The 23,722-nt window shown below is 71.5% G+C and carries 30 protein-coding genes; 15 read left to right on the plus strand and 15 right to left on the minus strand.

Going from position 1 to position 23,722, the window contains the following annotated elements:
* Nucleotides 1-8: 8 nt before the first annotated feature.
* Nucleotides 9-197 carry a hypothetical protein gene (locus VIL76_RS09935; RefSeq protein ID WP_332044868.1) on the minus strand — a complete coding sequence of 63 codons (189 nt, stop codon included), beginning with the start codon at nucleotides 195-197 and terminating at the stop codon, nucleotides 9-11.
* 59 nt (nucleotides 198-256) lie between these two features.
* Nucleotides 257-673: a response regulator gene (locus tag VIL76_RS09940; RefSeq protein WP_332044869.1), complete on the minus strand. Its 417-nt coding sequence runs from the start codon at nucleotides 671-673 to the stop codon at nucleotides 257-259.
* A 150-nt stretch (nucleotides 674-823) separates the two neighbouring features.
* Between VIL76_RS09940 and VIL76_RS09945 the strand changes: the two genes are divergently transcribed.
* Nucleotides 824-1,012 carry a hypothetical protein gene (locus VIL76_RS09945; protein WP_332044870.1) on the plus strand — a complete coding sequence of 63 codons (189 nt, stop codon included), beginning with the start codon at nucleotides 824-826 and terminating at the stop codon, nucleotides 1,010-1,012.
* Here the strand turns inward: VIL76_RS09945 and VIL76_RS09950 are convergent, their stop codons facing one another.
* Both VIL76_RS09950 and VIL76_RS09955 read right to left on the minus strand, forming a co-directional pair.
* Nucleotides 1,013-1,306, minus strand: a complete 294-nt coding sequence (locus VIL76_RS09950; RefSeq protein ID WP_332044871.1) for a hypothetical protein — start codon at nucleotides 1,304-1,306, stop codon at nucleotides 1,013-1,015.
* A gap of 142 nt (nucleotides 1,307-1,448) precedes the next feature.
* Nucleotides 1,449-1,646 (minus strand): hypothetical protein, encoded by a 198-nt coding sequence (locus VIL76_RS09955; protein ID WP_332044872.1) that lies wholly within the window; start codon nucleotides 1,644-1,646, stop codon nucleotides 1,449-1,451.
* Between VIL76_RS09955 and VIL76_RS09960 the strand changes: the two genes are divergently transcribed.
* Nucleotides 1,639-1,941 (plus strand): hypothetical protein, encoded by a 303-nt coding sequence (locus tag VIL76_RS09960; RefSeq protein ID WP_332044873.1) that lies wholly within the window; start codon nucleotides 1,639-1,641, stop codon nucleotides 1,939-1,941. The genes VIL76_RS09955 and VIL76_RS09960 overlap by 8 nt on opposite strands.
* Here the strand turns inward: VIL76_RS09960 and VIL76_RS09965 are convergent.
* On the minus strand, nucleotides 1,938-2,288 hold the full coding sequence (locus VIL76_RS09965) for a response regulator (protein WP_332045005.1): 351 nt from the start codon (nucleotides 2,286-2,288) through the stop codon (nucleotides 1,938-1,940). The genes VIL76_RS09960 and VIL76_RS09965 overlap by 4 nt on opposite strands.
* Before the next feature lie 280 nt (nucleotides 2,289-2,568).
* On the opposite strand from VIL76_RS09965, the gene VIL76_RS09970 reads away from it, so the two are divergent.
* A complete protein-coding gene (locus tag VIL76_RS09970; RefSeq protein ID WP_332044874.1) occupies nucleotides 2,569-2,844 on the plus strand; it encodes a DUF6894 family protein in 276 nt (91 codons plus the stop codon).
* Nucleotides 2,845-2,950: 106 nt separating this feature from the next.
* Nucleotides 2,951-3,703 carry a Crp/Fnr family transcriptional regulator gene (locus VIL76_RS09975; protein WP_332044875.1) on the plus strand — a complete coding sequence of 251 codons (753 nt, stop codon included), beginning with the start codon at nucleotides 2,951-2,953 and terminating at the stop codon, nucleotides 3,701-3,703.
* 51 nt (nucleotides 3,704-3,754) lie between these two features.
* On the opposite strand, the gene VIL76_RS09980 is transcribed toward VIL76_RS09975, so the two are convergent.
* A complete protein-coding gene (locus tag VIL76_RS09980; RefSeq protein WP_332044876.1) occupies nucleotides 3,755-4,132 on the minus strand; it encodes a response regulator in 378 nt (125 codons plus the stop codon).
* Between the two features lie 157 nt (nucleotides 4,133-4,289).
* Here VIL76_RS09980 and VIL76_RS09985 point away from each other — a divergent pair, with 157 nt between their 5' ends.
* Nucleotides 4,290-4,460, plus strand: coding sequence for a hypothetical protein (locus tag VIL76_RS09985; protein WP_332044877.1), 171 nt, complete (start codon nucleotides 4,290-4,292; stop codon nucleotides 4,458-4,460).
* A gap of 26 nt (nucleotides 4,461-4,486) precedes the next feature.
* On the opposite strand, the gene VIL76_RS09990 is transcribed toward VIL76_RS09985, so the two are convergent.
* The 3 genes from VIL76_RS09990 to VIL76_RS10000 all read right to left on the minus strand — a co-directional run bounded on the left by VIL76_RS09990 (nucleotide 4,487) and on the right by VIL76_RS10000 (nucleotide 7,829).
* On the minus strand, nucleotides 4,487-5,527 hold the full coding sequence (locus VIL76_RS09990) for a hypothetical protein (RefSeq protein WP_332044878.1): 1,041 nt from the start codon (nucleotides 5,525-5,527) through the stop codon (nucleotides 4,487-4,489).
* Between the two features lie 458 nt (nucleotides 5,528-5,985).
* Nucleotides 5,986-7,341 carry a hypothetical protein gene (locus VIL76_RS09995; protein WP_332044879.1) on the minus strand — a complete coding sequence of 452 codons (1,356 nt, stop codon included), beginning with the start codon at nucleotides 7,339-7,341 and terminating at the stop codon, nucleotides 5,986-5,988.
* On the minus strand, nucleotides 7,338-7,829 hold the full coding sequence (locus tag VIL76_RS10000) for a hypothetical protein (protein ID WP_332044880.1): 492 nt from the start codon (nucleotides 7,827-7,829) through the stop codon (nucleotides 7,338-7,340). The genes VIL76_RS09995 and VIL76_RS10000 overlap by 4 nt, the downstream gene beginning before the upstream one ends.
* A gap of 357 nt (nucleotides 7,830-8,186) precedes the next feature.
* Here VIL76_RS10000 and VIL76_RS10005 point away from each other — a divergent pair, with 357 nt between their 5' ends.
* Complete coding sequence (locus VIL76_RS10005) at nucleotides 8,187-8,441, plus strand: hypothetical protein (protein ID WP_332044881.1); 255 nt, start codon at nucleotides 8,187-8,189, stop codon at nucleotides 8,439-8,441.
* A 112-nt stretch (nucleotides 8,442-8,553) separates the two neighbouring features.
* Here VIL76_RS10005 and VIL76_RS10010 read toward each other — a convergent pair whose 3' ends face one another.
* A complete protein-coding gene (locus VIL76_RS10010) occupies nucleotides 8,554-8,703 on the minus strand; it encodes a hypothetical protein (protein ID WP_332044882.1) in 150 nt (49 codons plus the stop codon).
* Nucleotides 8,704-8,822: 119 nt separating this feature from the next.
* Here VIL76_RS10010 and VIL76_RS10015 point away from each other — a divergent pair, with 119 nt between their 5' ends.
* The 4 genes from VIL76_RS10015 (at nucleotide 8,823) to VIL76_RS10030 (ending at nucleotide 11,962) form a co-directional block, all read left to right on the plus strand.
* Complete coding sequence (locus tag VIL76_RS10015; protein ID WP_332044883.1) at nucleotides 8,823-9,083, plus strand: GlsB/YeaQ/YmgE family stress response membrane protein; 261 nt, start codon at nucleotides 8,823-8,825, stop codon at nucleotides 9,081-9,083.
* A gap of 247 nt (nucleotides 9,084-9,330) precedes the next feature.
* Nucleotides 9,331-10,692, plus strand: coding sequence for a hypothetical protein (locus VIL76_RS10020; protein ID WP_332044884.1), 1,362 nt, complete (start codon nucleotides 9,331-9,333; stop codon nucleotides 10,690-10,692).
* A gap of 152 nt (nucleotides 10,693-10,844) precedes the next feature.
* Nucleotides 10,845-11,231: an SET domain-containing protein gene (locus VIL76_RS10025; protein ID WP_332044885.1), complete on the plus strand. Its 387-nt coding sequence runs from the start codon at nucleotides 10,845-10,847 to the stop codon at nucleotides 11,229-11,231.
* A gap of 26 nt (nucleotides 11,232-11,257) precedes the next feature.
* Complete coding sequence (locus VIL76_RS10030) at nucleotides 11,258-11,962, plus strand: PepSY domain-containing protein (protein WP_332044886.1); 705 nt, start codon at nucleotides 11,258-11,260, stop codon at nucleotides 11,960-11,962.
* Here VIL76_RS10030 and VIL76_RS10035 read toward each other — a convergent pair.
* A complete protein-coding gene (locus VIL76_RS10035) occupies nucleotides 11,959-13,353 on the minus strand; it encodes a sensor histidine kinase (RefSeq protein ID WP_332044887.1) in 1,395 nt (464 codons plus the stop codon). The genes VIL76_RS10030 and VIL76_RS10035 overlap by 4 nt on opposite strands.
* Nucleotides 13,354-13,689: 336 nt before the next feature.
* On the opposite strand from VIL76_RS10035, the gene VIL76_RS10040 reads away from it, so the two are divergent.
* Together VIL76_RS10040 and VIL76_RS10045 are read left to right on the plus strand one after the other, a co-directional pair.
* A complete protein-coding gene (locus tag VIL76_RS10040; RefSeq protein WP_332044888.1) occupies nucleotides 13,690-15,147 on the plus strand; it encodes a PhoPQ-activated pathogenicity-related family protein in 1,458 nt (485 codons plus the stop codon).
* A gap of 12 nt (nucleotides 15,148-15,159) precedes the next feature.
* Nucleotides 15,160-16,047 (plus strand): hypothetical protein, encoded by an 888-nt coding sequence (locus VIL76_RS10045; RefSeq protein WP_332044889.1) that lies wholly within the window; start codon nucleotides 15,160-15,162, stop codon nucleotides 16,045-16,047.
* On the opposite strand, the gene VIL76_RS10050 is transcribed toward VIL76_RS10045, so the two are convergent.
* The 4 genes from VIL76_RS10050 to VIL76_RS10065 form a co-directional block, all read right to left on the minus strand.
* The gene (locus VIL76_RS10050; protein WP_332044890.1) at nucleotides 16,044-16,823 is read right to left on the minus strand and encodes a MerR family transcriptional regulator; all 780 of its coding nucleotides are present in this window, start codon (nucleotides 16,821-16,823) and stop codon (nucleotides 16,044-16,046) included. The genes VIL76_RS10045 and VIL76_RS10050 overlap by 4 nt on opposite strands.
* 63 nt (nucleotides 16,824-16,886) lie before the next feature.
* On the minus strand, nucleotides 16,887-17,429 hold the full coding sequence (locus VIL76_RS10055) for a hypothetical protein (protein WP_332044891.1): 543 nt from the start codon (nucleotides 17,427-17,429) through the stop codon (nucleotides 16,887-16,889).
* Nucleotides 17,426-19,180: a family 1 glycosylhydrolase gene (locus VIL76_RS10060; RefSeq protein ID WP_332044892.1), complete on the minus strand. Its 1,755-nt coding sequence runs from the start codon at nucleotides 19,178-19,180 to the stop codon at nucleotides 17,426-17,428. Before VIL76_RS10060 ends, VIL76_RS10055 begins: the two co-directional genes overlap by 4 nt.
* 46 nt (nucleotides 19,181-19,226) lie before the next feature.
* Nucleotides 19,227-19,727 carry a DUF2231 domain-containing protein gene (locus VIL76_RS10065; protein ID WP_332044893.1) on the minus strand — a complete coding sequence of 167 codons (501 nt, stop codon included), beginning with the start codon at nucleotides 19,725-19,727 and terminating at the stop codon, nucleotides 19,227-19,229.
* A gap of 125 nt (nucleotides 19,728-19,852) precedes the next feature.
* On the opposite strand from VIL76_RS10065, the gene VIL76_RS10070 reads away from it, so the two are divergent.
* Genes VIL76_RS10070 through VIL76_RS10080 form a run of 3 tightly spaced genes read left to right on the plus strand, consistent with a single transcriptional unit; the run spans nucleotide 19,853 to nucleotide 23,671 of the window.
* Nucleotides 19,853-20,839: an SDR family oxidoreductase gene (locus tag VIL76_RS10070; RefSeq protein WP_332044894.1), complete on the plus strand. Its 987-nt coding sequence runs from the start codon at nucleotides 19,853-19,855 to the stop codon at nucleotides 20,837-20,839.
* 55 nt (nucleotides 20,840-20,894) lie between these two features.
* Complete coding sequence (locus tag VIL76_RS10075; protein WP_332044895.1) at nucleotides 20,895-22,322, plus strand: amidohydrolase; 1,428 nt, start codon at nucleotides 20,895-20,897, stop codon at nucleotides 22,320-22,322.
* A complete protein-coding gene (locus VIL76_RS10080) occupies nucleotides 22,319-23,671 on the plus strand; it encodes an amidohydrolase family protein (protein WP_332044896.1) in 1,353 nt (450 codons plus the stop codon). Before VIL76_RS10075 ends, VIL76_RS10080 begins: the two co-directional genes overlap by 4 nt.
* Nucleotides 23,672-23,722: the final 51 nt, after the last annotated feature.

Below are 23,722 nucleotides of genomic sequence, written 5' to 3' on the forward strand. Positions count from 1 at the left end.
TCGCAGGCTCAGGACTGCCCCATGCCCTGGCCGGAGGACTGCTGGCTGTCCTGGGCGATCTGGCCGCCGCCCTCGCTCTTGCCGCCCTTGATGTCGGTCTGAGGGGACAGGTGGCCGTCCTTGGCGGCGCCGCCCTCGTGGTTCGGCTCGCCGCGCCGGCCGCCGTCCTGCTGCTGTTGCTTGTCCTGCTCGTCCATCGACGCGCTCCCATGGCTTTCACCCGGGGCAACCCGGCCGGGCCGGGGCCGGTTCCGCCTCAGGCGGTCAGGGCGCCATCGTCCTCGGAGGCAACGCGGCCGCCGTGCGCGCGGCGGGCGGCGGCGTAGTCCAGCACCTGGTCGGCGAGGCCCAGGATGCGCATGGGCTTGTGCAGGCACAGGGCGCCCTCCAGCGCGTGCGCCTCCATGTCGATGTCGTGGGCGGTCATGTAGACGATGGGCAGGTCGGGGATCGCCCGGCGCGCGGCGCGGGCCACGTCGAAGCCGGTGGTTCCGACGCCCAGGTTGATGTCGGTGAGCAGCAGGTCGAAGTCCTGCCGGTTGGCCGCGGCCAGGGCCTCGTAGGCGTCCACGTCGGTGGCGGCCTCGGTGACTTGGGCTCCGCGGTGCTCGAGCGCGTCGCGAAGCAGCTTACGGTCGGACGCCATGTCGTCGACCAGGAGGATCCTGAACAATCTCGTCTCTCATCAGTCAGCGTCGTGCCCCAACGAGGGGATCAACGCCTACAGCAAAGGTTTGGTTCGTTCCGAACGCCTTGGCCTTAGGAACATGGACGGCAAATCGCAAGTTCTGTGCCGCACCGGGGCTCGAAGGGAGATCGGACGATGCAAAGCCAGACCGCCCCGGAGGTCCACGATTTCGTGCTCCGCGCGCTCGCCGCCAGCGAGATCGCCGAGAGCTGCTCGCAGCCCGCGATCAAGCAGTCGTTCGTCTCGCTGACCGCCCGCTGGCTGGCGGAGGCGGAGCGGGCCGGCGAGCAGGCGCGGCGGGCCCGGCCCCCCCAATCCTCGTAATCAGGGCTCGTCGTAGACGATCACCGCGCAGCCGTGGGCCGCGGCGTTGGCGTAGGCGCGCTCCAGGTCCGGCGGTATGCCCGAAGGGTCGGTGATCTCGCCGGTGCGGCGGATGGCCGGCTCGTCCCAGCCGAGGTCGGCCAGGGCCTTGCGCGCCACGGCGTCGGCCTCGATCTCCTCGCGGCCGCGCGCGAACACCAGCAGGTCGTAGCGCCGCCCGTCGGGGACGGAGTTCCTCGGCCCCGCCACGGCCTGGACGGTCAGTACGAACACGGGCGGCGACTCGTCGGGCATCGCACGTTTGTGACGGCGAGGGCGGGCGGGCTCAAGGCGCGGCTCCAACGAAAAGCCCCCGGCCAGGGACGGGCCGGGGGCGGTATCGGGGGTGTGTGTCACAGACGAGCGGCCAGGGAATGCCTCGGGGAGGCCGCTCAGCTTAACAATTCCTGCTGCCCGGCTTGGTTCCCGGACCCGGCTCGGCCGTCGTTGTCGAAGGCCCGACCCGCCACTCCGCCGCCATGCGCAGCCACTCCCGGCGCAGGGCGGGATCGGCGAACTCTTCGGCGCGCAGCTCGCACTCCTCCGCGCGGCCGAGGCAGAATTCCGGCGTCAACATCGCGCGGAAGATGGCCATCGTCTTCCCCGCCGTCATTTACAAGTGCTGGGTCAGCGACCGACAATTATCACACGTCCGTGTGCAGGGGGCGGGCGGAACACTCACCCGGCTGCAAGGTTCGGAGAGCATGGTCGACGACGAGCCGCGGGACGATCTCTCCGATCAGCCGCCGAGGGTGATGGTCTTCGCACATGGGGTGCTGATGATCGGCCCGGGGGCCGGCAGCCTGGCGCTGACCCCGGAGGCTGCGGTGCGGCTGGCCGAGAGCCTGCTGGCTGCCGCCAAGCAGGCCGCCGGAGAGGGCGGCGACTAGCGCGCGCGGCCCAGCGTCTCGGCGATCCGCCCGGCCAGTTCGGCGTAGTCCCCGCTCTTGGGAAGGGCCACGCTCCCGGCGACGGCGTGCCGCGCGGTCTCGAGGTCGAGGCCGGTCATGTAGATCACCGGCAGATCGGGCCAGGTCCGGCGCGCCTGGCGCGCCACGTCGAAGCCCGTCGTGCCGGCGCCCAAGTCGATGTCGGTGACCAGCGCGTCGAACGGTTCCGCCGCCATGGCGGCATAGGCGTCGAGATCGGTCGCGGCGCAGGTGGCCCGCAGGCCGACGCCCGTCAATGCGTGCACGAGCAGCTCGCAGTCGCGGGGATCGTTCTCGACGATCAGCACATGCAAGGCCGCTCTCCCGCTCTGAGCGCCAAGCTTCAAGGGCCGGGGCTTAGGGAAGTCAAATGATTACGGCAGGGCTCCCGCGGAGGGGCTCCACGGGGGGTGCGGCGTTTCGCCGGGCCGGTTCCGCTCGGTTTAACAAGGAATTTCAAGCAGCTCAGCTTCATTGCGCCGTGCATCGCAGGTTGTTTTCGTGTAACCTGAGTTAATCATCGGCTCCATTCCTGGCCTGCCGGTGGCTGAGAGACGTCGTGCTCCCGCCCTCCCGGAGAGCCCTCTCGTGCCGCGCTATTTCTTCCATGTGTCCGACAGCATCGTGATCCCCGACCTCGACGGCGTCGAGCTGGCCGACGACGCCGCCGCCCGCGTTGAGGCGGTCACCGCCGCCGGCGCCATGCTGCACGACCACGCCGGCGAGTTCTGGAACTCCGGCGAGTGGCGGGTAACGGTCACCGACGCGGCCAGGGTGGTGCTGTTCACCATCTGCTGCCAGGCCCTGGCGGCGCCGTGGCCGCCGCGGGTCTACGATCCGGCGCCGCGCCCGCGCCTGGCCTGAGAGGCGCCCTTAACCTGGTTTAACGACGACTGCCGGAATTTGGGGCACAGTGTCCCCTTACCTGGCAGGTGGCTCAATTGGTCGCTCGCGCAATGCGAAGAAGACCATGACCCTCACCTCCGAAAATTCGCCCGAACACGGCCGACTCATCCGGAAGCTGGAGAGCATCTCCAGGCTGGATCCCGCCGACCGCAAGGCGCTCGGCGCCCTGCCGCTGCGGACCCGCAGCGTCGAAGCCGGCGTGGAGGTGATCGCCCAGGGCTCGTCGCCCACGGAGGCCTGCTTCGTCATCGAGGGCTGGCTGTGCCGCTACGCCCTGACCATCGACGGCGGCCGGCAGATCGTCTCGTTCCACATCCCCGGCGACCTGCCCGACCGGGACAGCGTGCACATGCCGCATCTCGACCATGCGATCGGCTCGGTCTCGGCGGCCAGGGTCGCCTTCATCCCCCACGCCGACCTGATCGCGCTGACCCAGACCCATACGAACATCGCGCTGGCCATGTGGCGCGACTCGGTCGTGGACGCCGGGGTCTTCCGACAATGGCTCACCGGGCTCGGCCGGCGCACCGCCCGCCAGCGGGTCGCCCACCTGATCTGCGAGATGGCGACGCGCCTGGAGCTGCTGGGCCTCTCCGACGGCGACCACTTCGCCTTCCCCGTCAACCAGGCGCAGCTCGCCGACGCCCTGGGCCTGTCCGCCGTGCACGTGAACCGGATGGTCCAGGACCTCAGGATCGAGGGCCTGATCACCTGGAAGGCCTCGGTGATGACCATCCACGACCCGGCCCACCTGCGCGCCGTGGCCGGGTTCGATCCGGCCTACCTGGACCTCAAGCCGATGGTCCGGCCGCACTGAGCCGCGCCGCACGCGCAAAGGCCCGCGCCAAGCGCCAAGGCGACGCTTGGATCAATCGGGCGCCGCGGAGGCCTCCAGGTGGGCGCGGACCTTCTCGGCGAACTGCCAGGGGATGAAGGGCTTGGGGCAGACGAGCGCGTCGTCGAAGCCGCAGGAGTGGGGCTCCAGCTCGGCGTGGCCGGTGATGAATACGATGGGCAGGTCGGGGTGCAGCTCCCGGGCGCGGCGCGCCACGTCCAGGCCGGTCGGACCGCGGCCGAGGTTGATGTCGGTGACCAGCACGTCGGGCGGGCCGGCCATGCTGTCCAAAAGGACCAGCGCCTCGTCCCCGTAGCTGGCGAAGACGACCTCGAAGCCGGCGTCGCCGAAGGTCTCTTCCAGGAGCACCGCGATGGCGGCCTCATCCTCGACGAGCAACAGTCGCGGCACTGCAAGCTCCCTGCCTGGGCGCGCCGGTCTAACCGCCGCCGCTCCGATGTCCACTCAAAAAGCACCGGATCTAAGGCTGTCGGGCGTCTTTTGAGCGCGGACGGAACCGGCCGTGTCCCTTCCGGTTAAACCGCGTCACGCCTGCGCGGGGGAGCTGATGTACCGACGACCGGGCCGGATGTCCGCTGGGCGGCTGCCCACGCCGGTGCAGCCGTCGAACCTGCTCAGCCGCCGTCGGCCGCCGTCGCGCTGGGCGATCGCCCTGGTGGTGCTGAGCCTCGCCCTGTTCGCCCTGGCGGCGGCGCTGCTGGGGGCCTCGCTGGGCTGACGCGGCGCGTCTGGGGGCGGCGCCCGTCACCGGGGCGGAAAGGGCTGGGTCTCCCAGCCGCCGGTCTTCGGACGGAACACCACCGTGGGGCGGGAGGCGCCGGAGGGGTCGACCGCGACGCCGGCCAGCCAGTTCATCGGCAGCGGCCCGTCGGCGCGCAGCAGGCGCGCGTCGGAGAGGCGGTAGGCGCTGTAGGTCGCCGTGCTGAAGTCGGGGACGTAGATCGCATCGCCCCACAGGACGAAGCGGGAGCTGTCGTTGGTGGGGTCCGGCTGCCGGCGGGCGACGATGCGCAGCGCGTACGGCGGCCGCGTCGCGGGCGTGGCGATCGCCGTCCCCGTCGCGCGGTTGTCGCGGGTCATCAGCAGGAGCAGCCGGCTCTGGTCGGCGGCGTCGACCAGCAGGCGGTCGCGGTAGACGCCGCAGCCGGGCGGGAGCTGCGGCAGGGCCTGGGGCGGCGGGGAGGGGGTCCCGTCGAGCCGGGTGACGGTCCACAGGCAGGCGCCGTCGCGGCGCACCAGCCGGCCCACGGTGTTGGCGTCGAGAAGGGCGGGGGTGGCGCGCTCGCCTTCCTCCCGCTTGAGGCGGATGCGCGCGGTCCGGCGGCCGGTCGCGGGGTCGAACCGGATCACCGCCGGCCCGCGGCCGTGCTCGGAGACCAGGGCGGTCGCCCAGCCATCCCCGGCGCGCAGGTCGTGCACGGCGGCGACCTTCGGCGTGCGGACCGCCAGCCGCCGCAGCCGGCCCGTGCGGGTGGCGACCACGCAGGTCAGGGCGCCGTACTTGGCGAAGTAGGTCTGGGTCATCTCGCCGAGGCCGCAGGCCAGGACGTCGGGGCCGAGCGGGGTGACCCTTTGCAACTCGGTGCGCGGCCGCTCCTCGGGCGGCTGGTTGCGGCCGCGGCCGGTGGCCAGGCGGCCGTCGCTCCACAGCAGCAGGCGGTCGGAGAGCTTGGCCAGCGGCTCGCCGCGGACGTAGCCGGAGGGGATCGGCGGGGCCTGGGCCGGCGCGGCGGTCGCGGCCACCAGCGCCAGGGCGATGGCAGGCAGGAGGCGGGACAGGGCCATTTCAACTCCAGCGCCCCGGCGGAGCCTAGCGCGCGCGGCGGCGTAGCGCCAAGCGCACTCCCTCTCCCGCTCGTTGCTGCGCGGCTGCCGGCGCCGCGGGGCCTTGGGCCGGCATCCGGCGCGGACGGGGTGCACGAGCCGGCCCTCACCCCAGCCCTCTCCCGAGGCTGCGCCTCGGGAGAGGGGGAGCCATGCGCCGCTGCCGTCTCCCTCTCCCGCTCGCGGCAGCGGGCGGAGAGGGCCGGGGTGAGGGCCGGCTGGGGTGGCTCCGGATGCCGGACCCGAATGCAGGGCGCCGCCGCCGGGGGCGCGGGCCCTTGGGCGGGCATCCGGCGCGGGACGCCTGCACGAGCCGGCCCTCACCCCAGCCCTCTCCCAAGGCTGCGCCTCGGGAGAGGGGGAGCCATGCGCCGCCGCCGTCTTCCTCTCCCAAGGCTGCGCCTCGGGAGAGGGGGAGATCACCGCATCCAGCTCAGGGGGCCCGTGTCGCCCAGGTAGCGGCGGGGCGGGGGGCGGCGTTCGACGGGGCCGCGGCGGTTGGCGGCGAACTCGCCGAAGGCGTCGGCGGCGTGGCTGGCGTGGTCGTGCAGCGGCCCGCCGTAGCTGTGCGTCGCCTTGTTCCACCGCTTGCGGTAGGCGCGCAGCCGGTCGAGGCCCCGGCCGCAGCGCTCGGCGTCGAACCAGGTGAGCGGGATCAGCAGCCGCCCGGCATGGATGCGGTCCTCCTTGTCCATCGCCGCGCCCACCGAGACGTTGGTGAGCCCCAGCCCGGCCAGGGTCTCCAGCCGCGAGCGCCCGGTGCCCAGCTCGCGCGCCATCACGTCGTGCGGCAGGTGGTGGGTCCCGTAGACGTAGGGCTTCTCCGAGATCGCCTCCTTGACGATCCGGGTCAGGCCGTCGCCGGAGGTCTCGAAGTAGTCGATGGCGCGGACCTCGCGCCCCTGCTGCTGGAAGAACCAGACCGTGGTGTAGTCGTCGATGCCGAGATCCCAGGCGGTGTCGACCTTCAGCGCCGGGTCGTAGGGCACGCGCCCGATCCTTCCCTCCCGCTCGGCCTGGCCGAGCAGGCTGGCGTAGTAGGCGCCGGGGGCGGGGGCGTCGAACTCCACCAGGTACTCCGAGGCGAAGCGGGCGTGGCCCTCGTCCTCCGAGCCCAGTTCGGCGATCAGCTCGGCCCGCTCGCGGTCGAGCTGCTCCTTGGTGAAGATGCCGGTGTCCGCCGCGGAACTCTTCAGCGTCAACCACTCGCCCGGCCGCCGCGCCCGGTCCTCCCAGGCGCGCACCGCGTGGTTGCGCCCGCGCGGAGTCCACAGGAACAGCGCCCAGCCGTCGTTCTCCAGCAGGATCGGGCGGATGTAGGCCCAGGCCTCCGGCTTCGACAGCGACCACTCCGAGAACACCACGCCGGCGGGGGAGGACCCCACCAGGCTGTCGTAGTTGTCGGCGCCGCCCACCTGCCAGACCGAACCGTTGGAGAGCTCGATCTTCATCTCGGCGTTGTTGCGCGACTTGCGCGCCGTCTGCGGGAAGGCCTCCTCGATACGGCGGCGCCCGGTGTGCGGGTTGACTGCGTCCCAGATCGCCTTGCGGGCCTGGGAGGCTTCGGGGAGCAGGTGCCAGTAGGTGCCGGGCTTCTTCGACGCCGCCATCGCCGCCCAGTGCAGGGCGACCTCGTCCTTGCCCCACCGGCGGTGGGCGACCACGTCGGCGCGCCGGCCCTCTTCGTGGACGAGGTAGTTGTAGAGCTCGAGCTGATGGTCGCGCGGCTGCCAGGTCAGCGGCAGGTCGAGACGAGTGATCTTGCCGCCGCTCATTCGCCGGCCCCTTCTTCGGCCGCAGCGCCGTCGTGGGGCGGCAGCGGGACTTCGCGGACGCGGGTCACGCCGTCGTCGGCGACGTACCGCTCGAAGTGGCGGAAGCGCACCACGAGGACGCGGCCTTCGCCGAGGTCCGGCTCCTCGCGCCGCCAAATCCTGTCGTCGCGGTCCACGTGCCACTTGAGCGCGCCGATGTGGGCCCGCGCGACGCTGACGGTGGCCGGCGTGGCGGCCTCGGCGACGTCGAGGACGGCGTCGGCGCGGGCGTCGGCGCCGGCCTGCTTGGCCAGGCGGTAAGCCTTGGCGAACTCCGGATATCTGTCGCGCCAGAGGAAGAGGGTGGCTTCGCTGGGCATGCCGTCCGTCCCGGCGATGCGCCTCCACCGCTCCCCCGCGGACAGGCGATCGAGGATCGTCTGGGCGACCTCCTCGGAATAGGTGACCTTGCGGGCGCGTTTCTCCGCCGGCTTCAACGTCTTCGGCATGGGGGCTCCTGGTGCTGGTCCCGGCGCGGGATGCGTGCGGGAAGGAGGCCCAGGGTCTCACCGGGGGCGCGGAATCCCGGCCGAATGACCGTGCCGCCAAGAGCCGCATGGAAATTGTTTGGAGGGGGATGGCGCGCCGCGGCGCCGGCGGCCGGCGCCCTGCGTGCGGGTCCGGCATCCGGAGCCGGCCCAGCCGGCCCTCACCCCAACCCTCTCCCCCTCGCTGCCGCGAGCGGGAGAGGGAGACGGCTCCCCTCGCTGCCGCGAGCGGGAGAGGGAGGTCCCCAGGGAACCAGCGGCGGGCGGGTGGGTTCGAAGCTCAGCTTCGAGGATGAGCAGGAGGATGGGATGCGGATAATGAGCCTGTGCGCGGCGGCGGCGATGACGTTCGCGCTGGCCGCTTGTGACAAGTCACCCCAGGCGGCGGACGGCGCCACGGCGACGGGCGATCCCGGCAACGCCGCGGCGACCGGGACCGGCGCGGTGGCCGACACCGGCCGCGACAACGCGGCTACGACCGGCGCCGACGTGGGCGGCGCGGGCCAGGTGGCCGAGCCGGGCGGGGCGACGAGCGCCGGCGGGGCGACCTCGCCGAAGAACGACGAGCATTAACGCTAAAGACACCTAAGGTTGTAAGTCTGGGGCTCGCACAACTTCTCGCGTTGTTGTGCCCGCGACGGCGCCCTCGCCTGTATCCCCAGGCGGGGGCGTTTTCGTTGTCGCTCTAGACCTTGAGGTCGAGGTTGCGGCCGACGTGGCTCTGGGTGAGCGGACGGGCCTGCGGCTGGGCGCGCGCCGTCTCGGCCTGCTGGTCCTCCGTCTGGCGGACCACGGGCTTCACCGGGGGCACCGGGTAGAACGTAACCTGTTGCACGCTGAGCTGCATCACCCGCCACCCTGGACCAGCGGGTTTTAACGGGCGGTTACTCGCACGTGATGCAACCGGCGCCGCTTGGCGACAGTTGAGGCGTCCGTGAACTGAAGGAGAGACCTATGGAATTCATCGGCGCCATCATCATCGGCATCATCGCCGGCTGGATCGCCGAGAAGGTGATGCGGCGGAACCACGGCATCCTGACGAACCTGATCGTCGGCGTCGTGGGCTCGTTCATCGGCGCGTTCATCGCCAACCGGCTCGGCTGGAACACCGGCGACAATGTCATCATGGCCCTGCTCGTGGCCGCGGGCGGCGCGATCCTGCTGCTGTTCGTCTGGGGCCTGATCGCCGGCCGCCGTCGGACGGCGATGCGCTAAGGCGCAGACGCCAAGGACGCGATGCGAGGCCCCGGCGGTCGCCGCCGGGGCCTTTTGCATGGCCGGACGTCAAGCATTGCAGGGTAGGCGGCAGGTAATCTGCGATTCACCGTGAATCTGAACGGGCAGGTAACCACAGTAAATCGGCGGTGAAGTCTAATAAAACCGCACAGTAACGATGTTCGTTGGTGAAGACGAAATCATACCTGCGTTATCTGGCGGCTCGTCGCGGGGGATAACGCGAGAGATGACCTTGAAGATTTCAAACACCAACTGGCTGGACAGCCTGCAGGCCGCCTCCGTGGCGGCCGCCAAGTCCACGCAGGACTCCAAGTCCGACAAGAAGGCCGAACCGGCCGCCAAGACCGAGGCGCCTGCGCCGGTGACCCCGGCGCAGCCTGTCGCGGCGCCGCCGTCGCTGGCGTCGTCCACCCTGAGCGGGCTGATCGCCCAGCTTGCGGGGACGCCCGCGCAGGACAAGGCGGCGACCCCGGCCGCCACGCCGGCTGCCCCGGCCCAGCCGGCGGCTGCAGCGCCTGCCGTGCAGGTCCAGGTCGCGGCCAACACCAACACGCCGGCCGCAGCGGCTGCCCAGGCCAAGGCCAAGGTCGCCGCCAAGCGTGCGGCCAAGACCCTGAAGGCCCATGCGCCGGCGCTTCACCAGGCGCTGAGCGCGGCGCTGCTGCAGGCGCAGGAGCGTGCGCAGAAGGCGAAGAAGGCCGATCCGCAGCCCACCCACGGCAAGGACAACCAGCACGGCCACGCGCCGACGCCGCCGGCCCCGCCGGCTCCGCCCGCGCCGCCGACCGCTCCTCCGACCTCGGGCTCCGGCTCGGGCTCCGGCTCCAACGCCGGCGCCAACGGCGGGCAGGGCCCGGGCGGCGCGGCGTCGCCGCCGGCCACCGGCTCCGGCTCGAATTCTGGCCAGGGCTCCGGTTCCGGCTCCAGTTCCGGGCAGGGCCCGGGCGGCGTGACGCCGCCGCCCGTTCAGGCGAACCCCCCGTCGGCCCCGCCGGCTCCGCCTGCCTCGGGTTCGGGCTCGAACGGCGGGTCCAACGGGGGCTCGAACGCGGGCTCCAATCCGGGCCCCGGCTCGGGCGGCGTGACGCTGCCGCCGACGGGGCAGGGCCCGGGCGGCGCCCAGGGCTCCGGCGACGGCAATGGCCACGGGCAGGGCGACGACCACGGCCAGGGCCACGGCCTGCCGCCCGTCGTGACGCCGCCGCCGCCGCCGGTTCCGCCGCGGCCGCCCGTGCAGACCAGCCCGCCGGTCCCGCCCGCGCCGCCGCTTCCGCAGCCGGTGATCACGCCGCAGCAGCGCGAGACGCCGAGGTTCCTGGACTTCGTGCGCGAGCACGTCCGCGACCAGCCGGCGCCGGTCTATTCGGCGCTGCCGTTCTCCAAGCGCGCCGGACATCCGGCGATGGCGGGCGGCCGCGTGTCGGAGGCGCAGCTGAAGCGCGCCAGCAGCCTGCAGGTCACCGCCATGCGCGCGGTGGTCAACACCCAGGCCTCGCTGCCGCTGCTGCAGCTGGCGCAGTCGAACGCCTACAGCTTCCAGAGCTTCTCGGCCTCGGCCTACCGGTCGAAGTTCTCGCTGTTCGCCTAGGGCGCAGCTTGGCGTCCGCGGACGGGCTCATTCCGTCCGCGGACTTGCCAAAAGCGTCTGGCGCGAGGGCTCCATGCATGGCAAGCCGCAAGCCCGCGGACCGTTGTCCGCGGCGCTTCGCGCGTGCCGTCTGGAAGCCGACAGAACTCCTCATGATGATGGTCGAGACCGAGCTGAGACCGAGCCCCATCCATGGGCTGGGCGTGTTCCTGCTGGAGCCGGTGAAGAAGGGCGACCTGGTCTGGCGCTTCGACAGCCGGATCGACCGGGTCTATGCGCCGGAGGAGGTGGCCAGCCTGCCGGCGCACATGCAGAGCTTCCTGGAGACCTACTCCACCTGGCATGAGACGGCCGGCGTGTTCGTGCTCTGCGGCGACAACGGCCGGTACTTCAACCACTCCGAAGAGCCCAGCACGGTCTCCGACGGGCCGGCGTTCGGCACCGACCGGGCGGCGCGCGACCTGGCGGCCGGCGAGGAGCTGACCAGCGACTACCGCACAATCTGCGACCACGTTCGCAAGAACGGCGCCGGGTTCTAGACTGCGCCCCTGGCTCGGGGGGCGGGATGCTGAGATTCGCGACGCAGGTTCACAAGTGGCTCGCCCTGGTGGTGGGGCTGCAGGTGCTGGGCTGGGTGCTGGGCGGGCTGGTGATGACCGCCATCCCCATCGAGAAGGTCCGCTCCGAGCACCACCGGGCGAAGTTCCAGGCGCAGGCGCTGCCCCGGCAGGGCGTGCTCGACGCCCAGGGCGCGGCCAGGGCCGCCGGCGTCGAGGCGGTCGAGGCGACGCTGAAGACCACTCTGCGCGGGACGCTCTGGGTGCTGAAGGACGCCGCGGGCGGAACCCACGTGGTCGACGCCGCCTCGGGCCGCCACCTGCCGCCGCTGCCGCAGAAGGAGGCGCGGCTGCTGGCCGGCGTGCAGTACGAGGGCGAGGGCAAGCCGGTGGCGGCGCGGTTCTACGCCAAGGCGCCGCAGGAGACCGGCCGCGAGGAGCCGCTGTGGCGGGTGGACTTCGACGACGCCGAGAAGACCAGCGTCTACCTGTCGCCCGACACCGGCGAGGTGGTGACGATGCGCTCCAACCTCTGGCGGTTCTACGATTTCTGGTGGCGCGTTCACATCCTGGACTTCGAGACCGGCGAGAACTTCAACCACCCGGTGCTGATCGGCCTGGCGGCGCTCACCCTGCCGATGGTGGTGTTCGGGATCGTGCTCCTGTGGATCCGGCTGTCGCGGGACCTGAGGGCCGTGCGCCGCCGTCGCTAGAAGAGCCGGGCCTGGCCGGCGGCCGCGCCCGCGGCGGGCGTCGGCGTGGCCTGGGGGAGGTTCACGCGGAAGGTGGCGCCGGGCTGGCGCTCGATCTCCAGGGTGGCGCCGATCTGCTGCACCAGGGAGCGCACCAGGCGCATCCCCAGTCCGGTGTTCGGGGGCTCCTCCGGCAGGCCCTGGCCGGAGTCGCGGACCGATAGCGTCAGGCCGGCGCCGGCGTACTGCAGCTTCACCGAGATGACCCCCTCGGCCGGCGGCGGGTAGGCGTATTTGGCGGCGTTGGTGATCAGCTCGTTGACGACCACGCCCAGGGCGACCGCCCGGTCCAGCGGCAGGGTCGCGGGCTCCGCCTCGCACTCGATCTTCACCCGATCGCCTTCGATGAGCGAACCGGCGAGCCGGGTGCAGAGGTCGTGCAGGTAGGCGGCGAAGTCGACGTCGTCCTTGCGGCTCTCGCGGTAGAGGCTGGCGTGGACGTCGGCGATCGCCTGGATCCGGTCGACGGCCTTCATCAGGTGCGCCCGCACCGTCCCGGCCTCGCCCATCCGCGCCTGCAGGGCCAGCATGGAGGAGACCATGGCCAGGTTGTTCTTCATGCGGTGGTTGAGCTCGTCGAAAAGCTCCGTCTGCCGAGCATCCGTCGTCTTGCGCGCGGTAATGTCGACGATGAACTGAGCCAGCCGGTTCTCGCCGACCCGCGACAGGCGCAGCTCGTACCAGTGCTGGCCGTGCGGCGACTGGTACTCGAAGGAGACCTCCTCACCCTTCAGCGCCCGGTGGCAGGCTGAGAGGTAGGCGGGCGAGACGTTGGGGAGGACCTCGCTCTGGCGGCGCCCCACCACCGAGGCGTCCAGGCCCAGGATCCGCAGCAGCGCCGGATTGGCCTCGAGCACCACGTAGTCGACCAGCCGCCCGTTCTCGTCGCGGATGGCCTCGACCAGCGCGAAGCCTTCCGAGACGGTGTCGAACAGGGTGCGGTAGCGCAGCTCACGCTCCGCCAGGAGCTCGTGCTGGTCCCGCAGCCTCGCGATCAGCTGGCGGACATAGACGCCGCCGAACCCCACGCCGGCCGCCGAGGCCACGTAGATCGTCAGGTTTACCGCGGTCTCCGAGCGGTCGTAGACCAGCCCCATCGGGACGAAGAACAGCCACCAGCCCGACAGGGTGCTGGCCACCAGGGCGGTGAGGGCGGCGGGCCAGCCGCCCGCCAGGGCGGCGAGCAGGACGGCCGGGTAGTAGAGGCTGAACGGGGCGACGTTGACGAAGGCTTCGCCCAGCAACAGCCGTCCCATGGTGGCCGCCGCGACTAGGCCGAGGGCGAACAGCTGGGCTGCCGCCGAGCGTATCCATTGCGATCGTCCGCTGGAGCCGTCCGCTCCCGCCCGCATCAGCCCAACCCTGATTTCGTCACAGCCTGAATAAACCGTGGCCCATATTTGAGCGCTTGGCGACTCCCGTTCGCCGAATGTGGGCCAGCAGTCACAACCGGCGCGACAGGCGATGACTGGCACGGCGAAGGTAGGAGCTTTCACGAACTCCTCGGTGGGCAAGAAAAACAACCTGCGCCGTCTGCGCGGCTTGGTTGGTCCCACGCCTTCATTGCCTAATGAGGCGGCCCAGCTCGACCTATTGGCGTGCCGAATTGTCGCAGTGCTCGTCTCAGGCGAAGTTGCAACCGCCCGTCGGCAGCCTAAGCTCACGGTCAAATCATGGGGAGGCGGGCGATGCGGATGAGGTTCGGAGCTTTGCTGGCGGCGACGCTGCTCGCAGCCGCGCCGGCGGCGATGGCGCAGGCGCCCAACCTGGCGGCGGTGGAGAAGGCGACGGTGGCGGCCACCCGGCCCACCGCCCTCGACCGCTACATCGCCCGACCGGAGCCCGCCTACGGCTGGAAGCTCGTCAAGACGATCCCCGGCGACGGCTGGCAGGCCTATGTGCTGGAGCTCACATCGCAGACCTGGCGCAGCGGCAAGGACGTGGACCGGCCGGTGTGGAAGCACTGGCTGACGGTGATCCGGCCGACGCAGGTGAAGTCCTCCACCGGCCTGCTGTTCATTGGCGGCGGCGACAACGGAGACCCGCCGCCCACGAAGCCGTCGGACCGCGGCGTGCGGATGGCCACCGAGACCGGCACGATCGTGGCCGAGCTGGGCATGGTCCCGAACCAGCCGCTGAAGTTCACCGACAGCCCGGACAAGGCCCGCTTCGAGGACGACATCATCGCCTATACCCGGGTGAAACACTTCTCGACCAAGGACGACACCTGGCTGGTGCGCCTGGCGATGGTGAAGAGCGCGGTGAAGGCCCTGGATGCGGTGCAGGAATTCACCGCCAGCGCACAGGGCGGGGGCCGCAAGGTCGACCGGTTCGTGGTGTCGGGCGGGTCGAAGCGCGGCTGGACCGCCTGGCTGACGGCGGCGACCGACAAGCGGGTGACGGCGGTCATGCCGCTGGTCATCGACGCGCTGAACTCCGAGGCGATCACCCGCCATCACTTCGAGGCGCTGGGCTTCTTCTCCTCGGCCCTGGACGACTACGTCGAGCACGGGCTGTTCCCGCACAAGATCGGCACGCCGGACTACCAGGCGGTGCTGGCGATCGAGGATCCCGTCAACTATCGGCGCCGCCCGCAACTGCGGATGCCGAAGTTCATGATCAACGCCGCCGGCGACGAGTTCTTCCTGCCGGATAATGCGCGCCACTATTACGAGGCGCTGCCGGCGGAGAAGCACATCCGCTACGTGCCCAACACCAAGCACAACCTGTCGAATTCCGACGCGGTGGACTCGATGGTGGCGTTCTACGATTCCATCGTGCGCGGCACGAAGCGGCCGGACTTCAAGTGGACGAAGCGGGCCGACGGCGCGCTGGTGGTCAGGCCCGACACCCCGCCGAAGGAGGTCCGCCTGTGGCAGGCGACGAACCCGAAGGCGCGCGACTTCCGCCTCGACGTGATCGGACCCGCGTACACAAGCACGGTGCTGACGCGTCAGGCGGATGGGTCGTACCTTGGCCACGCGGCCAAGCCCGGCGCGGGGTTCACCGCCTACTTCGTCGAGCTGACCTGGGACACCGGGACGAAGTATCCGTTCAAGTTCACGACGCCGGTCCAGATCACGCCCGACGTCCTGCCGTTCAAGTGGGAAGACGCGGCGAAGAAGTACCCGCAGACGAAGCGTTAGGCCGCTGACCCGGTGAGTTGGCTTGCAGCCTTCAGGCGGCCGCTTCCGGCCTTCGCCGCAGCGTCGGCGCTGGCCGTAGGGGTCGGCGCGGCGGTGTGCGCCCTGAGCGGCGTCCCCGAGGGTGTGTGGGGCCGCAACCTGGCCGCCTGGCTGGTCGGCGCGCTGGCGGCGATGGCGCTGAGCCGTTTCGCGGGTGTCCGAACCTTAGCGGCCGTCGCTCTCGTCGCGCCGCTGGGCGTGGCCGCGGCGATGCTCTTCGACGGTCAGCAGGGCGTGCATCGCTGGCTCGGCCTGGGTCCGGTCTACATCAACGCCGCGATGCTGCTGCTGCCGCCGCTGGTCGTGGCCGTGGGGGCTCTCGCTGAGCGGTGGTCGTGGTGGTGGATGCCAGCCCTGCTCACCCTGGCCGTCCTGGTCCTGCAGCCCGACGCGTCCCAGGCAAGTGCGTTGGCGCTCGCGATCTGCGTCGCCGGGTTCAGCACCTCGTCGGCCCGCGTGAAGGTGGGCATCGCCCTGGGCGCCACGGCCCTGGCCGCGCTTTCGTGGACGCGGCCCGACCCCCTGGCGCCGGTCCCCGAGGTGGAGGAGGTGATCGGGCTCGCGGCCCGGCAATCGCCATGGCTCGCGGGCCTGGCGGTGCTGGCGCTCGCAGCCTTCGCCGTCACACCGGCCTTGTCGGCGCGCGGGACCGCGGCCCGCTCCACCGGATATGCGCTCAGCGCGCTGTTCCTGTTCTGGAGCCTCGCGCCAGCGCTGGGCGCGTTCCCTGTCCCGCTGGTGGGCATGGGCCTCAGTCCAATCCTGGGCGCCTGGCTAGGCGTCGGGCTGCTGGCTGCCACAATGCGGGCGCGCACGGAGCCAGGGGCTGCGGCGGAATTCCGGCGCGGCGAGCGCGCCTAACTCAGCTCGCGCTCGGCGTAGTCGCGGATGGCGTCGCTGATGAACTCGGCGGCGCCTGGCCCGATCTGGTCGAAGCGGTCCTTGAACTGCGGCATCTCGCGGTAGATGTCGGCGAGGGTGAGGCCCGCGCCGATGGCGGGCTCCACGCCCCAGCCGCGGAAGACGGTGGCGCAGTGGGCGCGCACCAGAGCCTGGACCGCCTCGCTGGTGGCCGGCAGGCCCTGGCGCAGGGCGTCGGCGACGGCGGCGTCGAAGTCGCGGCCGTCCTTGAGGTAGGCTTCCTTCTGTTCGTCCGACCAGCTTGCGCCAACGGCGTTAGAGCGGTCGATCCTGTCCTGGACCCACCCGCCGTAGCGCTGGCGTAGCCAGTCCTCGGCCTGCGCCTCTTCGCCCTTGGCCAGTTCGAACCCCCGGTAGATCTTCTGGTCGTCCATCGTCCTTGCTCCTTCGAGAGCGGCGAGGGTCTCGTCGATGGTGCGGATCAGCTGCCGGTAGCGCCGGGCCTGGGCGGCGAGCTTAAGCCGGTGGGCCTTGAGCGCCGCCGCCCGGTCGAAGTCCGGTGCGTCCAGCACCTGCGCGATCTCCACCAGCGGGAGACCGATCTCCCGGTGGAAGAGGATCTGCTGCAGGCGCAGGAGCTCATCCTGCCCGTAATAGCGGTAGCCGTTGACCCCGACGGTGGCGGGCTTGAGAAGGCCCACCTCGTCGTAGTGGTGCAGCGTACGGACGCTGACGCCCGAAAGCCTCGCCACTTCGCTGACCGTGTAGAAGCGCACGTCGATCGATCCCTTGCCGATGGCGTGACCATTGCGGCCTCACGCGACGTGAGGGTCAACCGGTCAGCGCCAGTTGCGGGGCAAGCGGCGCAGGAGGCCCTGGCCGAAGGCGGCGCCGGAGGGGCCCACGCGGTCGAAGCCGCGGCGGCCGCCGTCCATCTTCGACTTCAGCGGCGCGTGGAGCAGCGGGAAGAGGGCGCCTGTGAGGACGCCCCACACCAGGAAGCTGGCCAGGAAGCCGGCGGCGGCGCGGCCGGCGGCCATGGTCCCCGAGCCCATCAGCGGCAGGACGACCACAGGGGCGGCAAGCCACAGCACGAAGCCGAAGACGGCGCCAAACAGCCAGCCGCCGCGGCGGTCATTGGCGGCCCGGCGCAGGACGAGGCCGTAGAGCGCGCCGGAGAGGGTGAAAGCTCCGACGAGGACGCCGGCCGCGAGCGGGCGAGGCAGGCGCATGACCTGGTCGGCGGCGACCTCGAAGGAGCCCAGGACGAGGAAGGGCAGGGCGGCAGGGACCGTCGCCGCCAAGCCGGTGAGCACGCCCGCCAGGATCGGCCGCTGCAGGGGGCCGGCGTCCATGCCGTGGGCGCGCAGGAAGCCCATCATGAGAGGAGCTCCTTCAGCGTCGGGCACTCGCGCATCTCAGGGGTGTCGCGGAACGTCTCGATGAGGTGCCGGTAGGCCTGGCCCACGGGGCGAGGGTCGCGGTTGAGGTCGAAGAGGCCCACCGGATTGACGTTGCCGAGCGGCTCGGCGAGGGCGATGTCCCAGTCGACCTGGTCGGTGAGGCTGTACCAGGTGAAGCCCACCACCGGCACGCCGGCCTGCTGGATGAGGCGCACGTTGTGCCACTGCCGCCAAAGCCAGCGCGGCGCCTCGCGCGCGTCGAGGTGGTTGGTCTCGGTGTGCATCAGCGGCCGGCGGTAACGGTCCCAGTACTGCGAGGCGATCACGTACCAGCCGAACAGCTCGCCGAGGGCCTGGGGGTGGCCCTGCGTGTCGATGAGCTTCTCGTTCCAGTCGTAGTAGTCGACGCCGAGGATGGTGCGGCGGGGAAGCTCCCGGGACATGAACCAGGCGTATTCGTCGTCGGCCATGCCGTGGTCGCGCAGGTGGGCGCGCATGCGGTCACTGACCGGATGGGCGAAGGCCAGGTCGAGGGGCAGGAAGCGGCGTTCGTTCTCGAACGCCGCGACGCGCACCACCTTCGGGTCGGGGGTGGCCGGCTGGTAGAACTCGCCGCTCTCGCTAGTGACGAAGACCGCGTCAGGGCGGCGCGCCAGGATGGCGTCGGTCATCTGCACGTTGGCGCGGGCGAGGTGGCGGGCGGCGGTGACGAAGGCGCGCTCGTCGCGGCGCTGCTCGTTCCAGAGGCCGTCGAGGGCCGAGAGGCGCGAGCAGACGAACATCTCGTTGACCGGGGTGTAGAAGCGCACGTCCGGATAGCGTTCGGAGAAGGCGATGGCGTAGGCGGTCAGCGCCTCCGGGACCTCGGGGTTCTGGAAGTCACCGAGCCAGTCGGGCAGGCCGAAGTGGCAGAGGTCGACGATGGGGGTCAGCCCCAGGCGCGGCATGGCCTCCATCGGCCCGTCGACCAGCGACCAGTCGAAGCGGCCGCGCGCCGCACAGGCGAGGTGCAGGGGCGGGCCGTAGCGGACGTGAGTGAGGCCCAGCTCGACGGCGAGCTCCAGGTCCTGCGGCCAGCGGCGGTAGTGGCCGGCGGCGTCCATGAGGTCGCGCCGCCAGCGGCCGTTCTCGACGGTGGGATAGCTGCACTCCACGCCGGTGGCGAAGATGAAGGCGTAGGGGCCGCGGGGCTGGGCGCGGACGTCGCGCAGCGGCCTCGGACGCCGGAGCGGGGGAGGCGCGTTGCCGGCGCGGTAGCCCACCGGGCGGGTGTAGAGCGCGCCCAGCACCGCGCCGTAGGTCAGGTGGCCGAGCAGGATGCCGAAGCGGTCGGTCCAGGTGAGGCCGGCGAGCAGGGTCCAGGCGTTGGCGCGCGCGACGAGGGCCTCGGCGTGCATCAGCCGAAGCTGCGGATACATGATCAGGATCGCCAGGGCGGCCGGGATCAGCGCGAAGGCGAGCCCCTGCCACACGGGCTTCCAAGGCGTGAGCGACCAGAAGACATAGGCGTAGAAGACCGCCCACAGGATGCCGACGCCGATGTGCATCAGCAGGCCGATGGCCCAGGCGGCGGGCTCAGGCCCCGCGGGCATTAGCAGCGTGCCGAGCGTCAGCACGATGTCCGGCATGGGCAGGCCGGCGAGCAGCAGGGGGCGAGCCAGCGCCTCCCAGGCAAGCGCGCCGGCGGCGCCGGCCGCAACCGCCTTGCGGACCGAGACGATGCGGATCATGGGCGTGGCGTCCCGGCCGCCGCGGGGGCGGCCGGGTCAGCCGGGGTCAGCTGCGCACGCGGACGCGGGCGTGGTCGTGGGCGTCGCTATCCTCGATGCCGACGCGGCCGCGGTAGACGAGCTCGCCCCCGAGCCAGCCGCTGACCGCCAGGATCACGACGGAGACGAACGACAGCGTCACGCCCGACGGGGCGACCGCGTCGCGGAAGTCGCCGCCGGCGCGCAGGTAGAAGCTGACGGCCTCGAGCGCCACGACCATGACGTTGGCGATCATGTGCGCCCAGGCGGTCTTCATCGCGCGCACCCGGCGGTCTCCCGAGAAGTCGATGAGGCCGAGGATGGCGGCGAGGGCGGCGCTCGCCAGGCCCGCCCCCAGCAGCCACATGGAGGCTTCCGCGAAGCCTTCACGGCCGTTGGCCAGGTAGATGATGTCGGTGACGAGGGCCGAGATGAAGAAGGCGATGGGGAAGGGCACGATCATCGGGTGAAGCGGGTGGCCGCCGACCTTGGCGGTGCTTTTCGGATTGCTGTGGTCGATCTCTGACACGTCCAATTCCTCCTGCGTCCTGGGCGTTAGACCGCCCCGGCGCGCCGAGGTTCCCGCGAGGATCAAAAGGGAACCTTCGGCGCGTTTTCGACTCTGACGTGCAAGAAAACGCAGGAGCGCGGAAAATGGCTCAGGTCGTGGTGGTCACCGGCGCGTCGGCGGGCATTGGCCGGGCGACGGTGCGCGAGTTCGCCCGCCGGGGCGCCTGGGTGGCCCTGCTGGCGCGGGGACCGGATGGGCTCCAGGCCGCGGCCCGCGAGGTGGAGGCGCATGGCGGCCGCGCCTTGGCGATCCCCACCGACGTGGCGGACGAGGCCCAGGTGGAGGCCGCGGCCGCGCAGGTGGAGGCCGAGCTCGGGCCGATCGACGTGTGGGTGAACAACGCCTTCGCCGGGATCTTCTCGCCCTTCCTGGAGATCACCCCGGAAGAGTACCGGCGGGTCACGGACGTCACCTACATGGGCCAGGTGCACGGGACGCGCGCGGCGCTGAAGCGGATGCTGCCCAGGGACCGGGGCTCCATCGTGCTGGTGGGCTCGGCCCTGGCCTACCGGGGCATCCCGCTGCAGTCGGCCTATTGCGCGGCCAAGCATGCCCTGCAGGGGTTCCAGGACTCGGTGCGGGCCGAGCTGATCCACGCCAAGAGCGGGGTGAACCTGGTGATGGTGCAGCTGCCCGGGGTGAACACCCCGCAGTTCGACTGGGTGCGCGCCCACATCGACGGCCAGCCGCAACCGGTGGGGCCGGTCTACCAGCCGGAGGTGGCGGCCGAGGCGATCTGGTTCGCCGCGCACTCCAAGCGCAAGGAGGTGGTGGTGGGCGCGCCGGCCATGCAGGCGGTGGTGGGCGACAAGCTGATCTCGGGCTGGCTCGACCGGTACCTGGCCAAGACGGCAGTGGAGGGCCAGAGCGGCGAGCCCATCGCCCCCGGACGGCCGGACAACCTGTTCGAGCCGCTGCCGGGAGACCACGGCGCGCACGGCCGGTTCGGGGCGGGGGCGCGGACCCGTTCGCCGATGCTGTGGGCCAGCCGCCACCGCGGGCCGCTGGCCGCCGCGGCGGCCCTGGGCGGGCTGCTTCTGGCCGGCGGTGCGCTGGCGAGGCGCCGCTGAGCGGCTTGACTTTGCATCCCTGAGCCCGGCCACATTCCGGGTTGAGGGGGACGGGATGCGACGAACACTGATGATGGCCGCCGCCGCGCTGGCGCTGGCTGGGTGCGCCACCACCCAGGGTGCGAAGCCGGCGGACGCGCCGAAGTCGCCGTCGGCGCCGCTGGCCAAGGGGCTCGATCCGGCGGCCTCGTCCAATCCCTTCCCGAGCACCTACCGGCCGCTGCCGAGCCGGCCGCTGGCGGTGGTGGGCGCGAGCATCCTCACCGGAACCGGCCAGCAGCTGGCGAACGGGGTCGTGCTGGTCCGCGACGGGCGGATCGAGGCGGTGGGGCCGGGGCTCGCGGTCCCCGCGGGTTACGAGACGGTGGACGCGACCGGCAAGTGGCTGACGCCCGGGCTGATCGACACCCACTCGCACCTGGGGGTCTATCCCTCGCCGAACGTGCCGGCGCACTCGGACGGCAACGAGATGAGCGACCCGAACACCGCCCAGGTGTGGGCCGAGCATTCCGTCTGGCCGCAGGACCCACAGTTCAACACCGGCCGTATCGGCGGGGTGACCACCGTCCATGTGCTGCCGGGCTCGGGGAACCTGATCGGCGGGCGCGGCGTCACCTTGCGCAACGTGCCGGCGCGCACGGTGCAGGAGATGAAGTTCCCCGGCGCGCCCTACACCCTGAAAATGGCCTGCGGCGAGAACCCCAAGCGCAACTACGGCTCGCGGGGGCGGGCGCCCTACACGCGGATGGGCAATGTGGCGGGGTATCGTTCGGCCTGGATCAAGGCGGCGGAATACGACCGCAAGTGGGGCGACTACCGGCGCAAGGCGTCGAACGGCGAGAAGGCCGACCCGCCGACGCGCGACCTGCAGTTGGAGACGCTGGTGGGCGTGCTGCGCGGCGAAATCCTGGTGCAGAACCACTGCTACCGGGCCGACGAGATGGCGCAGATGATCGATGTGGCCAAGGAGTTCGGCTACCGGATCACCGCCTTCCACCACGCCCTGGAGAGCTACAAGATCGCCGACGTACTGGCGCGCGAAGGCATCTGCACCGCGACCTGGGCGAACTGGTGGGGCATGAAGCTGGAGGCGTGGGACGGGATCGAGGCGAACGTGCCGCTCGTCCACGCCGCCGGCGCGTGCGCGATCATCAAGTCCGACGACCCTGACGTGATCCAGCGGCTGAACCAGGAGGCCGCGGAGGCCCTGGCGGCGGGCCGCGACGCCGGCCTCCAGATCTCGGAGGCCGAGGCGATCGGCTGGATCACCTCGAACCCGGCCAAGGCGCTGGGCATCGCCGACCAGACCGGCAGCCTGGAGCGCGGCAAGCGCGCCGACATGGTGCTGTGGGACAAGAACCCGTTCTCGATCTACGCGCGCGCCGAGCGGGTGTGGATCGACGGCGGCGTGGCGTACGACCGGCGCGACCCGCGCCTGCAGCCGAAGTCCGACTTCGAGCTCGGCCTAGGAGGCCTGAGATGATCCGCTCCCTGATGATGGCCGTAGCCGTCTGGGCGATGGCCGGCGCGGCCGCGGCGCAGACCGTGGCGATCACCAACGCGCGCGTGCTGACTGCCGGACCAGGCGGGGAGATCGCCCGGGGGACTGTCGTCATCCGCGACGGCAAGATCGCCGCCGTGGGCGCCAATGTGGCGATCCCGCAGGGCGCCCAGGTCGTCGACGCCCGGGGGGGCGTGGTGACGCCGGGGCTGGTGGCCACCAACTCGGCGCTGGGCGCGGTGGAGGTGAACTCCGAGGGCAACGACCTGTCGGTGAACAACGCCGGCTTCGGCGCGGCCTTCGACGTGCAGTACGCGCTGAACCCGGACTCGGTGGTGATCCCGGTGGCGAGGCTGGGCGGCATCACCAGCGCGATCGTGACGCCGCGGCCCGGCGCGCCAGGACCGCCGACGGACCATCAGGACGATGGCGCGATGCACGACTTCGCCGGCGACGGCGACCTGACGACGCGTTCGACGGGGCTGTTCGCCGGACAGGCGGCGGTGATCCAGCTGAAGGCCGGCGGCGGCGAGATCCTGGTCAAGCCCAAGGTCGGCATGGTGACCACCTTCGGGGAGGCCGGCGCAACCCTCGCGGGCGGCGCCCGCGGCGCGCAGGTGGTGGTGCTGAAGGCCGCGCTCGCCGACGTGCGGGCCTACATGAGGAACCGCGCGGCCTACGAGCGCGCCGGCTACCGGGACCTGGCGCTGTCGCGCGCCGACCTCGAGGCGCTGATCCCGGTGGTCGAGGGGCGGATGCCGCTGGTGGCGATCGTGCACCGAGCGTCCGACATCCGCGCGGTGCTGAAGCTGGCGCGGGAGGAGCGGCTGAAGCTGATCCTGTCCGGCGCCGAGGAAGGCTGGCGGGTCGCCGAGGAGATCGCCCGCGCCGGCGTGCCGGTGCTGATCAACCCGACCACCGACCGGCCGGCCAGCCTGGAGATGCTGGGCGCGACCATGGAGAACGCCGCGCGCCTGCACGCCGCCGGCGTGACCATCGCCCTGGAAGGGCAAGGTGGCGGGCACCGGGCGCACGAGACGCGCTACAACGCCGGGAATGCCGTGGCCCATGGCCTGCCGCCAGCCGTCGCGCTGGCCGCGGTGACGATCAACCCGGCGCGCATCTTCGGGGTCGCCGACCGGCTGGGCTCGCTCGAGGCCGGCAAGTCGGCGGACCTGGTGCTCTGGTCAGGCGACCCGTTCGAGCCGCTGTCGCGGCCCAGGCTGATCCTCATCGAAGGCCGGCCGCAGCCGCTCACCTCCCGGCAGATCGAGCTGCGCGACCGCTACCGCGACCTCAACCGGGCCTACCCACCGGGGTACACGCACTAGGTGTTTACCCAATCCCGGTAACTTGGCGTTTGGTCAGGGGCTGGCGACTCG

Origin of the sequence: Phenylobacterium sp. (assembly GCF_036563285.1) — a bacterium.
In the GTDB taxonomy this organism is placed as follows: domain Bacteria; phylum Pseudomonadota; class Alphaproteobacteria; order Caulobacterales; family Caulobacteraceae; genus Phenylobacterium.

Excerpts from the sequence above, each read along its gene's own strand:
- VIL76_RS09935 (WP_332044868.1), bottom strand. The coding sequence starts at position 197 with ATGGACGAGCAGGACAAGCAACAGCAGCAGGACGGCGGCCGGCGCGGC.
- VIL76_RS09945 (WP_332044870.1), top strand. The coding sequence starts at position 824 with ATGCAAAGCCAGACCGCCCCGGAGGTCCACGATTTCGTGCTCCGCGCG.
- VIL76_RS09950 (WP_332044871.1), bottom strand. The coding sequence starts at position 1,306 with ATGCCCGACGAGTCGCCGCCCGTGTTCGTACTGACCGTCCAGGCCGTG.
- VIL76_RS09960 (WP_332044873.1), top strand. The coding sequence starts at position 1,639 with ATGGCCATCGTCTTCCCCGCCGTCATTTACAAGTGCTGGGTCAGCGAC.
- VIL76_RS09955 (WP_332044872.1), bottom strand. The coding sequence starts at position 1,646 with ATGGCCATCTTCCGCGCGATGTTGACGCCGGAATTCTGCCTCGGCCGC.
- VIL76_RS09975 (WP_332044875.1), top strand. The coding sequence starts at position 2,951 with ATGACCCTCACCTCCGAAAATTCGCCCGAACACGGCCGACTCATCCGG.
- VIL76_RS09985 (WP_332044877.1), top strand. The coding sequence starts at position 4,290 with ATGTACCGACGACCGGGCCGGATGTCCGCTGGGCGGCTGCCCACGCCG.
- VIL76_RS09990 (WP_332044878.1), bottom strand. The coding sequence starts at position 5,527 with ATGGCCCTGTCCCGCCTCCTGCCTGCCATCGCCCTGGCGCTGGTGGCC.
- VIL76_RS09995 (WP_332044879.1), bottom strand. The coding sequence starts at position 7,341 with ATGAGCGGCGGCAAGATCACTCGTCTCGACCTGCCGCTGACCTGGCAG.
- VIL76_RS10000 (WP_332044880.1), bottom strand. The coding sequence starts at position 7,829 with ATGCCGAAGACGTTGAAGCCGGCGGAGAAACGCGCCCGCAAGGTCACC.
- VIL76_RS10005 (WP_332044881.1), top strand. The coding sequence starts at position 8,187 with ATGAGCCTGTGCGCGGCGGCGGCGATGACGTTCGCGCTGGCCGCTTGT.
- VIL76_RS10015 (WP_332044883.1), top strand. The coding sequence starts at position 8,823 with ATGGAATTCATCGGCGCCATCATCATCGGCATCATCGCCGGCTGGATC.
- VIL76_RS10020 (WP_332044884.1), top strand. The coding sequence starts at position 9,331 with ATGACCTTGAAGATTTCAAACACCAACTGGCTGGACAGCCTGCAGGCC.
- VIL76_RS10025 (WP_332044885.1), top strand. The coding sequence starts at position 10,845 with ATGATGATGGTCGAGACCGAGCTGAGACCGAGCCCCATCCATGGGCTG.
- VIL76_RS10030 (WP_332044886.1), top strand. The coding sequence starts at position 11,258 with ATGCTGAGATTCGCGACGCAGGTTCACAAGTGGCTCGCCCTGGTGGTG.
- VIL76_RS10035 (WP_332044887.1), bottom strand. The coding sequence starts at position 13,353 with ATGCGGGCGGGAGCGGACGGCTCCAGCGGACGATCGCAATGGATACGC.
- VIL76_RS10040 (WP_332044888.1), top strand. The coding sequence starts at position 13,690 with ATGCGGATGAGGTTCGGAGCTTTGCTGGCGGCGACGCTGCTCGCAGCC.
- VIL76_RS10055 (WP_332044891.1), bottom strand. The coding sequence starts at position 17,429 with ATGATGGGCTTCCTGCGCGCCCACGGCATGGACGCCGGCCCCCTGCAG.
- VIL76_RS10060 (WP_332044892.1), bottom strand. The coding sequence starts at position 19,180 with ATGATCCGCATCGTCTCGGTCCGCAAGGCGGTTGCGGCCGGCGCCGCC.
- VIL76_RS10070 (WP_332044894.1), top strand. The coding sequence starts at position 19,853 with ATGGCTCAGGTCGTGGTGGTCACCGGCGCGTCGGCGGGCATTGGCCGG.
- VIL76_RS10075 (WP_332044895.1), top strand. The coding sequence starts at position 20,895 with ATGCGACGAACACTGATGATGGCCGCCGCCGCGCTGGCGCTGGCTGGG.
- VIL76_RS10080 (WP_332044896.1), top strand. The coding sequence starts at position 22,319 with ATGATCCGCTCCCTGATGATGGCCGTAGCCGTCTGGGCGATGGCCGGC.